This is a genomic window from Mesotoga sp. B105.6.4, assembly GCF_002896535.1.
Classification (GTDB): Bacteria; Thermotogota; Thermotogae; order Petrotogales; family Kosmotogaceae; genus Mesotoga.
In genome coordinates this window covers 42,201-58,323 of sequence record NZ_JWIM01000003.1, presented here as the reverse complement: position 1 = coordinate 58,323, position 16,123 = coordinate 42,201, and the positions used below count along the sequence as shown (strand labels likewise).

General features: G+C 45.0%; 6 protein-coding genes. 2 read left to right on the top strand and 4 right to left on the bottom strand.

The window, feature by feature from the left end:
• On the top strand, positions 1-2,267 hold a 2,267-nt coding region (locus tag RJ60_RS00855), incomplete at its 5' end, for an Ig-like domain-containing protein (RefSeq protein ID WP_180979881.1).
• Positions 2,268-2,343: 76 nt separating this feature from the next.
• Here RJ60_RS00855 and RJ60_RS00850 read toward each other — a convergent pair.
• The 3 genes from RJ60_RS00850 to RJ60_RS00840 all read right to left on the bottom strand — a co-directional run bounded on the left by RJ60_RS00850 (position 2,344) and on the right by RJ60_RS00840 (position 9,042).
• Positions 2,344-5,985 carry a hypothetical protein gene (locus RJ60_RS00850; protein ID WP_103133823.1) on the bottom strand — a complete coding sequence of 1,214 codons (3,642 nt, stop codon included), beginning with the start codon at positions 5,983-5,985 and terminating at the stop codon, positions 2,344-2,346.
• 179 nt (positions 5,986-6,164) lie between these two features.
• Complete coding sequence (locus tag RJ60_RS00845) at positions 6,165-7,019, bottom strand: hypothetical protein (protein ID WP_103133822.1); 855 nt, start codon at positions 7,017-7,019, stop codon at positions 6,165-6,167.
• A 532-nt stretch (positions 7,020-7,551) separates the two neighbouring features.
• A complete protein-coding gene (locus RJ60_RS00840) occupies positions 7,552-9,042 on the bottom strand; it encodes a nitrous oxide reductase family maturation protein NosD (protein ID WP_180979880.1) in 1,491 nt (496 codons plus the stop codon).
• 251 nt (positions 9,043-9,293) lie between these two features.
• Here RJ60_RS00840 and RJ60_RS15760 point away from each other — a divergent pair, with 251 nt between their 5' ends.
• Positions 9,294-14,054, top strand: a complete 4,761-nt coding sequence (locus tag RJ60_RS15760; protein WP_219725860.1) for a C1 family peptidase — start codon at positions 9,294-9,296, stop codon at positions 14,052-14,054.
• Positions 14,055-14,306: 252 nt separating this feature from the next.
• Here RJ60_RS15760 and RJ60_RS00830 read toward each other — a convergent pair whose 3' ends face one another.
• Entirely contained in the window at positions 14,307-15,944 is a 1,638-nt protein-coding gene (locus RJ60_RS00830) for an Ig-like domain-containing protein (protein WP_180979879.1), read from the bottom strand.
• Positions 15,945-16,123: the final 179 nt, after the last annotated feature.

Genomic DNA, 16,123 nt, shown 5'->3' with positions numbered 1-16,123 from the left:
ACGAGAAGGGCAGCAGCCTAACACTCACCGCCCCGCAGGTCGAGGGTTTTTCCTTCCTCAACTGGACGGTAAACGGAGAGATATTAACTGATAACCCGCTTCAGATAAACGTTGACAGCCCGAAGAAAGCTATTGTCAAATACAACGCGATCCCCACTCTTGAGATCCCGGATCAGACGGTGAGCACTGGAACGAATCTGGTTATTGACTTGAGAAACTTCGCATCAGACTCAGACAGCGATCCTATTGTGTTCTCTAAAGTATCTGGAGTTGGAACGATAAGCGGAAACCAGTTCAGCTACAATGCGACCACTGCAGGAACATATTCGGTGACCGTTAGAGCGAGCGACGGCAGGGGCGGAGATGCGACCGATACTTTCAGCATAACTGTTGTGCCTTCAAACAACGCTCCTCTGAAGCCTTCAAATCCAGCCCCATCAAGCGGCACAACTGGTATAGGAACATCGATAACGCTTTCATGGAACTGTTCAGATCCCGACGGGGATGCGCTGGTATATGACGTCTACTTTGGTACTACGACAAACCCTGCTAGAGTTTCGGCTGGGCAGACGGCAAAGAGCTATACGTCTTCGAATCTGACTGAAGGCACGAAGTATTACTGGAAAGTTGTCGCCAGAGATGAGAAGGGCCTTGAAACGGCAGGAGATCTCTGGAACTTCACCACGAAGAGTAATCAGCCGCCCGCGAAGCCTTCAAGTCCAAATCCTGCAAATAACGCCAGCGATGTCGCTGTTTCAATAAATCTCTCATGGAATTGCAGCGACCCGGACGGAGACTCTCTGAAATACGATGTCTACTTCGGCGAGAGCTCGAATCCATCGAAGGTAGCCACTGGAATAACAACGAAATCTTACAACCCCGGCAATCTTCAGAATGGAAAGGATTACTACTGGAAGATAGTAGCGACAGACGCTAAGGGAGCAACTACCCAGGGAGATGTCTGGAAGTTCAGAACAGTAGCCGCCGAAATACCACCCGAAGACGGTATAGACATGAACGGGCCGGTTTACACGGGGAATGTCCTTCTCGTAAGCAATGAATCAGAGAGCGCGAATACCTCAGAGTACACTGGAACGCTCAGTTCTGATTATCTTCCATCAGGGGATATTCTTCCCAAAAATTTGCCGATTGAAGCGTATGCTATAAATCCAGAGATACCTCTCCCAGATGACGTCGATCTATCGATGAAGATGCGACCGGATCTAGTTGAAGCTGGCTTCGAACTCGCAGCCGTAGGCAACACGAGATCCTTCCATGTCCAGAACTTCAAAACGAATTCAAAGTACCAGATAACCGCGACTCTCCAGTATATTGGGGAGACATGCGAAATATGGGTCGAGAATCCTTCGGAAATAACTGTTTTCAAGGCAACGCAGCTGGGTCAGGAGTTCGATAACGTCATCTATCCTCTGGTTAATGAATACTTCTACACTCCATCAGATGTGAACGGAGACGGAAGAGTCGCGATCCTCTGTTTCGATATTCAGGACGATTTCGACAACACTGGAGCTTACGTGGGCGGTTATTTCAGCTCTGGAGATCTCTTCAATACCAGTACTTCAAACAAGATGGAGATCTTCTATATAGACAGCTATCCGACGATGCGCTACCCGGCATCGAACCCGGTAGATGTTTCAAGAGCCTACAGCACTCTGGTTCACGAGTTCCAGCACATGGTCAACTTCAACAGAAACTACTTTGTGGAGAAGGGCAGTTCAATGCCGACGTGGTTAAATGAAGGTTTGTCGATGGCTGCCGAACATATCTACAAGGGGACTCTGACAAGCAGGATAAGTTATTACAATTACGCCACCAGCATAAAAAACGGACAGTCTCTGCTTTACTGGAATGACAACGGCGATGTTCTAGCCAACTACTCGCTCTCCTACCTTTTCTTGCAGTATATCAGAACACAGGGTGGGGGAGATCCGGCTATCTTCAAAGATATACTTCTGGATAGCTGCAACGATCAGAGAGCGGTGACGGCGGCGCTGGCAAAGAGAGGGGTCAATATAGGGTTTGGAGATCTCATGACTGCGTTTAGGATCGCACTCCTTCTCAAGAAACCGACGGGATTGTATGGTTTCAGAGGCGACAGCAGTTTCGACGGCATAACTGTCTCATACTACACAGGCGGTGCAAAAAATCTGAGGGGTGGAAGCGCAGTGTTCAAGACAATAAACCCGAGTTTTACAGATCCGGGCAATTCGGGAAGTTCTATACAGTATGTCGGAATATGCAAGTGATCGAATAACCAATTCTTTCTGGAAATGAAAAGCCCTCCATCAGGAGGGCTTTTGAGTTATAAAGATTAGCGTGCAGCTATTTTAGTACTTCTACATCCAGATGAATCGCAAAGTATCTTGCCGGGCTGACATCAACGACCAGATTAGAACCTTTGTAGGAGAAGTGACCTCCTTCCGGCCTTGTTGACGGTAGCCCGCCTTCGGCATATCCCTGAATCTTCACAGACTCATCAGTATTCTTCAGACGCATGTTAGGTCCGAGAACTATTATCAACTTTCCGTCCTTGTAAGTTACAGAGGCTCCGGCGACTTTTTTATTCTTGCCCGCGTAAATATCCTGAGTGGCGGGACCGTTTGTATCGAAGTAGTACCACCATGCAGATCCACTGCCTTCATAGTTTCCACCCCAGGCGGTCTCTTCCTTCCAGACTTGGGGATCTGTGGGAGTAAGCCTTATCTCAACTACCGCATCGTCCCAGAGTTCATCAGTCTCGGTTACAAGAGTTGCCGTGTTCTCAAGTGTGAACTCCTGCACTTCGCAAGACAATACTGCTTCCAGTATCAGGTTCTGCTTGTTTGAACTCAATGCACTTATGAGAATCACATCACCACAGCCTGGAAGGAAGTCGTCTTCAGCAGTGTCAATAATTGCTTGAACTATTGGTCTGTCTCCATCAGGTACATCAGGACTGAACATAGTCCTCCATGAGCTCCATTTGAGAGAACCTTCCATTATCGCCCAGATAGCAAGCTGAATGTGCCTGTAGTCAACTCCAGGATAATCGCCGTCTCTGAACCTGTTGAGAATGTAGTTGATCTTGGCCATCTGTGTACTTGGCGCGCCACCCTCATAAATGTCCAGTATTGTGTATGGACCACTAATTCCAGAAACATTTACTTGGGTACACCAGCCAGGATATGTTCCTTCCATGTAACCTGAGACTGTTGCACTTATGTAGGCATCCGCGCCCATTTCATAAGTGATTCCGCCTACTCCGTCGAATGAGAACTTTCTCAACGTGATTGAGAATTGAACGATCGCTGAATCAGTTAGCTCCTTACGGAAGGGAAGTGGGTCGGGATCTGTCCCGACTATCTGGAATCCGTCAGGAATATACGTGAATTCATCGTCCAGAGTTGCTGTGGCATTTGTTGTCTCACTCGATGTGATCTGGAGCATCGAACTGTAGAAATCATCGGCGGTGTTTGCCGGTGCATCGGCCGAAGCTACCACTGTTATCTTGTGTTCCGCGGAAACATCAACCGGAGTGAAGACTGAAGGTCCGAAGTTGTGAACGGTAGACGATCCAGATGCCAGATTCCCGAGAGAGACTTGTGGAAGCGTCTCAATAGTGATCCAGTTAGTGCCATTGTAGTATTGGAGTTCTATAAGCAGTTTCACATTCTGAGCTTCACTCAGGCCGCTATTAGTAACCGTTACGGCCCCTTGATAAGAGTGCTCACTAACATCTGATTCAAGTGTCCTCGTTGCCGTTATTGTGTAGTCGATTTCCTTTTCGAATTCATTCACCTGGAAGATTATCAGGGTCGGATTCGCTTTCTTATCGATTTCCCACTCGTAGATATTCTCCCTTATCCAGAAGAACTCGGCTTCAACTTCTGCTTTGAGTTTAACTGTTTCGGTGACTATTATCTTTATCTCTTCATCGTCACTGTCGTATTCTTCATCCGTACCGCTCTTGTATATGGTGACGGTGTTGTACAGATAATAGCCTTCGAGATCCTCTTCGGCTTCCTCGTTTTTCACAGTTATTGTATAACTGGTCTTCCAGGTATTGGAATCTGCCTGTACCCAATCAGTGTGGTTTATTATGTCGTCCCAGCTTCTGTCTGGATCATCTGGATCAACTGAGAATCCATAAGCCTTGAAATCTGAGAAGTTAGTGAACACATCTTCCACATCTGCACTCGGGTTTATATTTTTCTCTTCTGGAGTACCGGGTACGAACTCCTTAGCATTATCGGCAGAGTATGAACCGCTGGTCGCTGTGGCCAGGACCCTGAACTTGCTCTTGCCTGTCGGATCGAAGTTGAATTCGTAATCTTTTTCTTCGCTGTCTCCAACTTCCATATCTCCAAGAGCGAACGGTCCCTTGCTCTCGAGGTCTTTCCATTCTCCGTCATAGTACTGGAGAGTTATGACAAGCGATACACCTTCCGCTTTGAGAGAGCCCGTATTCTCGACTGTCGCCTTGCCGGTGATTGTGGCCAGGGCCGTTGTCTCTTCAACTGATCTGGTGGCGGTCAATGTGTATTCGAAGTCTTCCTCTTCACCTATTGAAAGCTCTGCTGAGGAAGGATCGACACTCTTGTCTATCTCCCAGCCGTATCTCACAGTCTCTTCCCAGCCGAATTCTCCACTTACTTCTACCGTAAGTTCGAGAATATCTTCTGATTCTTGCGGAACGGTTATTATCACCCGTGCATCGTCTGAGTGCTCGGTCTTGCTGTCATATTCGGTCAGTGTTGCCGTGTTATCGAGTATGTAGAAATCCTGTTGTGGATCTTCTATCTTTTCGTTAGTAAGGAGAACCTCATAGACTAGCGAGAAGGTCTGAACTCCATCTCCTGGTTGCTCCAAAACCCAGCTCCCCGTTGTCGGTGGTACATATGCTGCACTAAACCCACCGGGTATTACGCTTTCTATGTCCTTCAACTGGTCAGCTATCGTTGCGGTGGCGTCCGTTGATTCTGCAAGTCCACTCAATGTAAAGGTCGCATCCAGAGTGAAGGGGAAGATATCGTCCGCTGTAATCGAAGCCAGAATTCTATACTCATCAACGCCTTCCTTTGGATCGAAGCCGAAATCATACTTATATGAGCTGGATTCTCCCGGATTCAAAGTGGGAGTTGCCGAAGTATCGAGATTTATCGCGGTGAATCCTTCCAGATCTGTATATTCATCTCCAAGAAGATACTGAAGCATTACGCTGATCTCAATGCTTGAAGCTGGCAATTCGCCGGTGCTGTTGAGGTTAACTGCCCCGAAAAGCGAAAAAGATCCATCTACTGGAGTTCTGGTCGCATTGATAGTATAGGTTATAGTCGCCGATTCTCCGAGTTTCAACTCCACAGATTCGGGATCGACACTCTTCTCGATTTCCCAATCGTAGGTAAAACCTCTGACAAGCGGATCATCTATATCGCCCTCGAGCTTTGGTTTCTTATCTATCACTGGAGTATCGTCGTGATATACGAATGAATTGATACAAACACCATATTTAACTCTGGTTCTCGTGCCAACTTTTCGAAACTCGCTGTAAGTACCGAAATATACTTTTTGACCATCTGATAGCTTTCCAAGAGGAAGAGACAGTGTGTATTCTTTAAGAGGAGTAATATGAACTTCTCCAGAGAACAATGAAGGGTCTGTCTTGCCATCTTTGTTTTTAGGCATTCCAGTTAGTGTTGTTGAGGTTGCTGCACGGCTTTCAAGAAGAAGCCAACCATCAAAAGCTTCAAATCTCAAGAACAAAGTCGAATCATCCTCAATCCAGGCATGCACAGTTGCTAATAACTCACCTTTTACTACTATTTTGTAAGAAGACTTAAGCCCGCTTACCGAAACAAGTTCGAACTGTATCTCGTTTTCTGAAAACTCTTCAATTAACAACTCTTCCTGTTCCTGAGGTCTTAAACAACCTGCCAGAACTAAGAGTATAAGAATCGCTACTACAATAATTAAGCTTCTTTTCATAACACCACCTCCACCTCAATGGGTGCAAAAAATCCTTATCCAGTCGATTGATATGCAACTATGTGCCAAGCCACCCTGAAATATCTCAAGAAGAAATAAAAAGTGCCGAAGTAATCATTATAAGAAGAACAATGGAATTTCAGTATTTATAATACCATAAATCAAACACAAACGTATGCTCAGAAATCACCTTCAAATATACAAACCAGTCGAATGCTATCACTGTTTATCGAGTGAATATCAGCTGTGACTCTTGTTCTACCTTTTATAGGTATCTCATCACTTATATTCAGCGAAGTCCCCGGTGCAATATTCAGTTCGTCTTCAAAGGAAACCAATTTCACTTTCTCAAACTCAAGCCAGGTTCCCTCTTCTTCGATCTCAAAGAGAAGCTCTACAGTAACAAGTGAAGCTACAGTGTTGCCTTCATTTACAAGAAGCAGATCACAATAGACAAAACCATTCCGGTGTTCGACATGGAGCTCGCCGGTAATTATTGCATTCAAATCAATCTGACCTGAGTCTCTGAATATGGTACCGAGATACACAGTCGGAATAGTTGATACCTCAATACCGTCAGCATTTCTCATTTCCAGATAAATTGCGGCGAAGAAACTCGTTGTAAAATCACCGAGAAAATCTAGAGCAACCTCATAAGAAGCGGAATCAACAACATTCTCGAAAGACACATTTGTAGAAAAGGATGCTACATCTAGCTTGCCGCTATCGTCAAGCTTAAACTCACCAAGCGCTTCTTCAGTATCGAAAGCTATTCTACTGAACATCCATCCATCAAGACCCTCAAAATTGAGGCAAAGTGAATCGTTTTTAATCCAAAAAGAGAAGACTCCCACCTTCGTTCCTTCAACCACTATCTCTGCTCTTCTCACTCCAAATGCGTCAAGCGGTAGAATCTGGGGTTCCAGAGAGAGCACGTTTCCCGCAGGTTCGCCGCTTAATTGCGGTGAAAAAAGGCAACTGCTTGTCGCTAAGACCAATATTGCTATTGCAAAACCTATTCCAATTTTCGACATTCTTCTCTCCCCACTTCCCAGTTCAATAACGAATAACCTTTAAACTTATTCTACTCCAAATAAACCTAAAATCATACGAATGATACAGAGAAAACAGTGAACTATAGATTGCATATAACTTGCTTTTGTTTAACCATGGCTATCTATCTCTGGATTTGCGAAGTGATACGGCTTACTGCAGGATGGTGGTATAGATACTGTTAGCATTGGAAAATCGAAATCCTATCTATGTTAAAATAGCGAAAAAGACCTATATGGTTATGACTGCCAAAAGCAGTCATAAAAAATCGTTATATTTAATCGATTGATACATTCGTTTGCTGTAATCCAATTGTTTTTATTGCACTGTCGTTTGCAATGACGGGCTTTTCGTGAGGAAGAGTGCTCCGTGGGCAAACTAACGATTCGGTATCCAAAAGCACAGAACAGGTCTCTTTTCAATCTCCTTCTTTGTAGGAATGCTTAGAAATATAGAAAAACCGGCCCATAAATCCGGCCGGTTCTGAGTGTTTATTATAGTGTTCCGCTTGTTTTAGTGCTTCTTGGATATCTGATCGTCCAGTGTATAGAAGTCTTCGGGCCAACTGAAGTCTCTGGGACAGATGGCGTTCACATCGTCAAAAACGTTTCCGGACCCCAGAACAGTCCCGTTGAAGACAGTACCGCCACAGCCGCAATCGGTACAGCTCCTGAGATAAAGATCGAAACCATGACGAATATTGTCCAAGAATCGGTTGTTTTCGAACTCTACGGTAGAGGTGCTTCTCAGAAGTATCCCATTGTCCATGTTTCTCATAATTAGATTGTCTCGAATTAGTCCGTTAGCCGTTCCTGTTATTGAAATACCTATCGTATTCTGATCGAAGGTTGAATTCAAAACTTTGAAGGTGATCTCATTTGAAAGATATAGGCCAGTGCCGTTTCGTACAAAAACCGAGTCGGCGACTTCAACTTTTCCAGTACCATAAGCGTAAAGCCCTGTCAAACGCTCACCGAGTTTCTCAGGATTGTACTCGCTTTCTAGAGCGGAGAAAGTACAATTGGTAACAGTTATATAAGTACCAGAAGAACCGCTAAAAGACACTCCGAATCTACCACCTTTGATAATGCAGTCATTGATTTCACCGGATGACCTCGAAAACTGGATTGCCGGTCCCAGAGTTTTCAATGTCAGTCCAGAGATCTTGACACCATTACCATTACGAACGTAAATAATAGCCGACGACTCATTACTCGCGCTAATAACAACTTCGTCTCTAGAAGATCCTACAATATGTATGCTTTTTGAAATACTTATATTCTCAGTATAATTGCCAGGAAGGACAAATACCGTATCACCGGTCTTTGCAGCGCTAACTGCTTGCTGTATGGTTTCGTAATCTCCTCCTAGTCCGGCATACAGTGTATTCCCAGAATCCACTACAGATGGTAAAGGAACGACGATTGAAAAATTCGCAAGTGCTGTTGCGCCTTTTGTATCAATAACTTGTACAGAAAACTTGTTCTCTCCATAATCGAGATCTTTTCCGATAACATTGAGCTTATAACCTTCTACAGTTCCTTTTCCCGAACTTAGGATGAATGAAAGTGAATCACCATCTAAATCGCTTGCAATCTTTTTCAAGTCCAGAGTGAGTTCGCCTTCACGTGATAATTCAAGATTATCAATTGAGATTATCGGACTACGGTTCTTGTCTTCTATGATAAGATTAAAAGCCGCCTCCGTTTCCTTGCCTTTGTCAGTCTTTGCAATTATAATTACCTTGCTTGTACCTGCATCTTCGAATGAAGCTGAATACAGGTAATTGTTTCCCTCTATTTTTCCTTTTCCCTCTTTCAGCTCGAAAGAAAGTTTTTCGTTAGTTGAGGCCTCGGCAAAATCCGTTAACAAAAGCCGTAGAACGGAGCCTTCTTCAATTCTTTGATCGGGAATCTTGAATTTTGGTGGTTTGGGTGAACTGCATGCACTAATGAACAACACTAAAAAGACAACGAATATAAAAAACGCATGCTTCTTGCGCATTATAATACCTCCAATCATGAATGAGAGATCGAACAATTATAACACGCAGTGTTGACTTGAAAGGCTCTATTTCAACTGGAAACAACTCTCGCTATCATGTGTTTTATGAAAGTATCTTAGTACATTCGTTTTTGTTAGAAGGGTATTGGAGCGGTCTCTTCTAAAATCATGAAAGACTTTGATATAATGAATTATCAACTATTTTAATCGGTTCAATCTTTGGACTAAATACCTACTGGGGGCTTGATTATATGCGAAATGGAAGAGGAGACTCAACACTTCGGATTCTGTTTAATGGAGTACTGGCAATAGTCATACTAACGCTTTTCTTGCCTGCATGTTTCAAACTTGGCGGAGAACCCTCGATTGATGCCAAATTCACTCTGACCCGCGAGATTTCGCTCATGGGAATCAGCGAATTTGCTTTCAGTGTCGATGTAAAGGGAGTAAAGGATGCGGCGGCTGTCGAGTTCGACAACGGTATGCCTTCCGTAACGCTTAGCGGAGGCAAGGCCGAATCAAGATTCTTCGCGAACACTGGGACAGGCGAAGTGACACTCTCAGTTAGAGACTCTAGGGGTGTGGAGCTTCTAAAGAAGACAGTTGCACTTGAAGAAACAAAGTCAACATTCGACATGGCAGCAGTGGAAGACAGGACGGGTATCTATGTACTCATAGACGACCTTATCTTCTACTCTCTCGAATGCCTCGAGAACATGACATTCGCAGAGAAGGTCGAGCTGCTAGTTGGAGTGCTCTCCGTAAATGATTCTTATGTGATCATAGATACACCCCCATTCGGGGCATGGATCTGGGACTTTGAAACATATCCCGCAAATCCTAAGTACGACCTTACACAGGACACGCTGAACACACTCGGACTTCCGAACTACGCGCTTGCTATCTGTGAAGCTAGTCTCTTCAACGTACTTAATGGTAGGTTCCTTTACGAGCTCGTAGTTTCAATTGAAGGAAATGGTTCGGTAGTTGTTGCTCCTGAAGAGACTATATATGAAGAAGGAACGGAAGTCTCCCTTAGGGCGGAACCGACTGAGGGCTGGTTGTTTGAGAAGTGGACCGGCGATGCCACCGGATCGGACACAGAGATCGTAATCACTATGGATAGCGATAAGTCAATTACGGTCAGTTTCAAGCTCGAGAGATATACGGTTACTTTCTTTGTGAGCGATTTCGAAGGAGCAGTAGAGGGAGCACTAGTTAGTTTTGCCGGAGAGGAAAGAGAGACTGATGCTCAAGGGAAGGTGGAATTCTACGAAATAATTCCAGGAAACAAGGATTACACGATAACCAAGTTGGGATACGAAGAACTAGCAGGAAACGTGATCGTAGATTCCGACAAAACCGTTGACATATTATTGGCTGAGAAAACCTATGAGTTGACGACTCTGGTTTCCGGAGATGGCTCGATCTCGAGGTCGATTGAAAAGGAAAGGTACAGCCATGGGGAGATTATCGAGTTGACGGCTATACCGGCCAGTGGATGGAACTTCAATGGTTGGACCGGAGATCTGGAAGGCTCTCTGAATCCAACGCAAATAACTATGGACACCGACAAGACTGTAACTGCACACTTTTTGGAACACGGGTATTCTGTTGAGGTATATGCCAGTCCAGAAGATGGAGGTGCTGTCTCCGGTGGTGGTGCCTATGGCTACGGTGAAGAGGCCGTGCTTATCGCTGAGTCAAGTGAATGCTATATGTTCTCCGGCTGGTACGAAAATGGCCAGCTTGTCAGTGAAGACCGGGAATACAGATTCACAGTCATTAATGATAGATTGATTGAGGCCAGATTCGTGGCATCTGTATTGTCTAAGGATTTTAAGTTCATTCTGGAGAGCGCATTTTTCGGTTGTAAGTATGAAGTTAGGCTTGAGCTAGACCCGGCGATCACAAAAGTGAGATTCATATATCCGGATATCGATCCCGCGATACAGACCCCGATTCCTGAAGAGGCAATTCCTGACGGAAATGGAGTTGTGGATCTTTCGTCCTTCTGGACTAACAGAGATGAACAGGCCGTGATTATCGTCTGTTATGTAGGGGATGAGATTGTCTCGCAATGCGAAGCGGTTCTTTCGAAGGAAAACCTCGCCGAATTTGAGATTGTATTCAGCGTCAGCAATGACTCTGTTCCGCTTCAGGGAGCAAATGTGAGTTTCAATGGAGAATCTCAACAGACCGATTCCCAGGGTCTGGCCGTCTTTTCGGAAGTTCCGGTCGGGAACAGGGCATACACGGTAAGCAAGACCGGATACGAGAACTCTACCGGAAGTGTTAATGTAGATTCAGACAAGAGCGTGAATATCTCTCTACCAAAAAAGACTTACACGCTTTCGACTAACACGGTCGGGCAGGGTTCGGTCTCGAAAAATCCTGACAAATCGACTTACACTCACGGCGAGATAGTTCAGCTGACGGCGATTCCATCAACGGGCTGGAACTTCACCGGCTGGAGCGAAGACCTTAGTGGTAGTGTAAATCCGGCAAACATAACAATGGATTCAAATAAGGCAGTAACGGCGACCTTCACAATAAAGAAGTACACGATAGCCGCATCGGCCAATCCTCCTGCCGGTGGAAGCGTGAGCGGCGGAGGAAACTACACTCAAGGAGATACTGTAAACCTTGTGGCCACTCCAAGCGAAGGCTATGAATTCATAAACTGGACAGAGAATGGGGTGCAGGCGAGCGCGAATACCACTTACTCGTTCACGGCTACCGCGAACAGGGCACTCGTAGCCAACTTCAGACTTAAGACCTACACGATCACCGCAACGGCTGGAGCGGGGGGTAGTATAAATCCCGCGGGGAATGTGAACGTTACCCACGACTCGAATCAGTCATTCACGATAACTCCGGACACCGGATATGACATAGAAGATGTGAAGGTAGACGGAGTTTCCGTTGGAGCCGTATCCAGCTACACGTTCAACAATGTGACTGCCAATCATACTATCTCCGTCACATTCAAACTCAAGACCTATACACTGACGACAAACGTAGTTGGTCAGGGGACGGTAACCAGAAACCCGGACAAATCCAAGTACAATCACGGTGAGGTTGTTCAATTAACTGGTAATCCTTCTGCCGGCTGGGCTTTCGACACCTGGAGCGGAGATTTGAGCGGCTCTGCAAATCCGGCCAATCTGACTATGAACGGAAACAAAACGGTGACTGCCGATTTCGTCAGAGTATATACGGTAACTTTCAATGTGAGTGATAATCAAGCAGTTCAAGGAGCCAACGTTGCTTTCAACGGAGAGAACAAGAGCACCGACGCGCAGGGAAAGGCAGTCTTCACAAACGTTCAGTCAGGAACAAGATCATACACGATAAGCAAGACGGGATATAACAACGCTACGGGAAGCGTCAATGTCGATGGAGACAAGACGGTAAATGTTACCCTGACAAAAAAGACCTATACAATAAACGTTTCGGCCAATCCTGCGGCCGGTGGAAGTGTGAGCGGCGGAGGGAATTACACTCATGGAGACACTGTAAACCTCTTGGCTACTCCAAACGAAGGCTACGAGTTTGTCAACTGGACGGAGAACGGAGCGCAGGTAAGTGCCAGTTCTACATACTCATTCACGGTGACAGGCAACAGAACGCTAGTTGCGAACTTCTCAATTCAGCAAGAGGTGGGAGGGTTTAAAGTTGCTAACTCCTGGGGTATAGGTGGCTGGGAGAAAGTGCCTGACGGCTTTCTTTTCATTACGTATGAGGCAATGAAGAAGAACGGTGTTTTTTGTTTCATAACAGACCCCAGAGATAACTACGAGCCAAGGGCTATCGCTGTCTTCAAAATTTCTCATGCTGTAAGGGACGATTGCGATATCTATGTTGGTGTTGGGAATCCCTCTTCACCATCCAGAGAGAAGAAATTCGATGATTACTACTACAGAGGCGGTCCGTTCCCATTTCCTGATAACAGAATAGTACTGGATATAACTGAGTTTCTTCCATTTAACAATGAGAATATTTATCTTAAAGTGTATGATAGATCCAAGACATCCATTACAGGCATTATTGAGTTCTTTTCGGTGGAGATATACAATTATATCTCAGAGATTCCATCAGCGGTGTACACATCGTCTCAGACTCCCAGGAACACAGTGAATGGATCGATCGTGAACGTTCAAATACCCAATATCACGGTTTTGAGTAGACCAACTTTCCAGCTCGAGACATTTGGTACCGGTATCTCTTCAGATCTTCTTGAGAGAATGAAAGAGCAAATGGGAGTATATGAAGAAGGAAGGGACTACAATGAAGTGATCAATGGTTATGGAACAGGCTTGCGTCCACCAAGTCTGGAAGAATGGGAGGAAATACAAGAATCCTGGTATGAGATTATTCCTTTCTCACCGCAAGATACGCTTCCTGCGTTTGTAGATCACTCCAGCTCGATCTACTTTCCTCCAATCGGGAATCAGGGCAACAAAGGTTCGTGTGTGGCTTTCTCAATAGGTTATTATATATCCACCTTCTATGAAGCCAGGGATCGCCAATGGGATCTAAGTTCAGCTGATTGGGTTGGAGGATACTACGGAGCTCCAAGTACGAACTTTCAGGATAGGATATTCAGTCCCGATTTCATATATCATCAGATAAACAGAGGGATAGATGGCGGTTCAGCTTATCAGGATGCCCTCAAGGTGATATCTAACGTCGGCGTCAGCACCTGGAAAGAAATGCCATACAACACCAGCAATTGTACTGAGTGGCCCTCAGAGGTTGCCTGGAGGGAGGCTTCGCGATACAGAAGCTACTCGAACGTGATGGCTGTAATGCAAGTGACCAGCGATCAGCATATTCAGACCCTGAAATCTTACGTTGACAGCGGCTATCTTGTAGCAATCTCAATAGACGCCAACAAGTATTCAAAGTTGACACAAAACGATGTATGGAACAGCACCAATTACACCAATCCTAACACGAACCATGCGAACACAATCGTTGGCTACGATGACAATATGAGCAGTCAGTAATAGCTTTTCTTTCAAACTCTTCTCAGATGAAAAATAACGGGGATTTCTCCCCGCTATAAGTTGCAACCTTAGAGTGTTGTAGATCGCCGTTACTATCAAGATTCTCGTCCATATCGCATTTGCAGTACACCCAATGGAAAATATATGCCTACTGATCACCGTACAAATTTAGACGATTAGAGCGAAACGACTCACGGAGTTCAACATGTTCTTTGGCCACAAAAGGGCACATCTCTGATCATTTCAAGTCTTCTAATAAAGAGATGCCACACATTGCGAAACAAGCTTATCACCTGCATAGCAAAGAATCAGTATGGATTCGGCCTCTGTATTGGTCCAGAAAGAATTGATGTAGACATCTCCATTTCCGTCAGGTATCACTTCATCGGGTATAGGAGTCTGAATATCCGGATCAATATTAGGATATATAAACCTGACTTTTGTTATTCTCAAATCCAGTTTCATAGTGACCTCATATTTACGACCCAGAAATAGATTCTCGAGAATGAATTTGAACTCTTTCGATTTAACTGCATTCGCAAATCTGGCTTCGAGTTCTATATCTCTCTCCACAATGAAGCAATATTCGTTTTCTTCGCTCACAAGAAGCCCATCTTCATACCATCCGATAAACATATAACAGTCATTGGCCAGCGCTGTGACAACTATCTCTTCTCCGAATGTGAAAGAGCCACCGCCAGTCACTAATCCGCCTTCTTCAGGACTCGAAAAAACATTTACTGCGTACTGATTGACCCTGAACGTGGCTGTCACTTCTTTGTTATCATTCATTGTAATGCTTGCGGGATTCTGCGACCCTTCAAGATCTCCACTCCAACTATCGAAGCTCCATCCTTGTGCAGGCTCAGCTGTTAATTCCACTATTTCTCCATGAAGATACTTGTCAAGATCTGGGCTCTTTTGTACGCTTCCGTTACCCAGAACATTTACTCCCAACTCATGGGTTTTCACCGCAAAGTTAGCCACAAGGGATCGATCAGTCGTCAAGATGAAAGAGTATTCTGGATCCAGACTAACCTGAGCTCCATCCTCCGTCCAGTTGACAAATTCATAACCCTCATTGGGTGTAGCAATAAGGGTTACAACTTCTCCATAGTCGAACACTCCTGTTCCTATAACTGATCCACCAACTGCGGGATTAGAAGAAGCCGTGACTGTAAGCTTCATGATTGAGAAAATGGCAGTTACTGAACGATCTGTATTCATCGTAATATTTACGGGATTTGCATTACCAACAATCGCTCCGTTCCAGCCGGTGAAGCTCCAGCCATCATCGGGAACAGCGGCTAGCTGAACAATTTCACCGTGCAGATAAGACGTTTTGTCCGGGCTTTTCACGATAGTGCCTTGACCGATTGTGTTCGTAGTGAGCAAGTAACTTTTCCTGGAAAGAGAGACATCTACCTGTTTGTTGCCATCCACGTTGATATCTCCGGTGATGTCATGGTATCCTGCTTTGCTTACGGTATATGCCATGTTTCCCGGTGGAACATCCGAAAATACTGCCTTACCGTCAGCATCTGTCATCTTTGCTTGGGAGTTAAAGGTTATTGAGGCTCCCTGAACCGCACCCTGAATATCATGAACATTAAAGGTTATGACATACAACGGAGCTGGAAGCACGGTAACATTTACTGTTCCCCGAGCCTTCTTGAACCCGTCTCTGGTAGCCTCAACAGTGATAGAGGTCGTGCCCTGTGCAACAGCGGTGACCAATCCTTCCGAAGAGACAGTCGCGATAGAATCGTTATTAGTTGAAAAAGAAACTTTTGAATCTGCAGGATTGACTGTATAAGCAATAAGAATAGAATCTGCGACAGCTATCTGAAGAGAGTCTGTTTGGATATTCAGTTTTACTACTTTGAGCACACAACCCTGAATCAGCATCATGAGAAGGGAAAATGCCAGGAAAATTCGGATAGCTCTTTTTATATGAATCTGCCCCTTTCTAGCAAAGGATACTTTCGCAGCTCTCTATACAGTATTCTACCATGGCAGTAAAAAGGTTGTTCATATGGAGTTTCAGAGTTTGGTAGTAGAAGAAACAG

Bases quoted from the DNA above. Each gene is read 5' to 3' on its own strand.
- RJ60_RS00840 (WP_180979880.1), bottom strand. From the start codon at position 9,042: ATGCGCAAGAAGCATGCGTTTTTTATATTCGTTGTCTTTTTAGTGTTG.
- RJ60_RS00850 (WP_103133823.1), bottom strand. From the start codon at position 5,985: ATGAAAAGAAGCTTAATTATTGTAGTAGCGATTCTTATACTCTTAGTT.
- RJ60_RS00845 (WP_103133822.1), bottom strand. From the start codon at position 7,019: ATGTCGAAAATTGGAATAGGTTTTGCAATAGCAATATTGGTCTTAGCG.
- RJ60_RS15760 (WP_219725860.1), top strand. From the start codon at position 9,294: ATGCGAAATGGAAGAGGAGACTCAACACTTCGGATTCTGTTTAATGGA.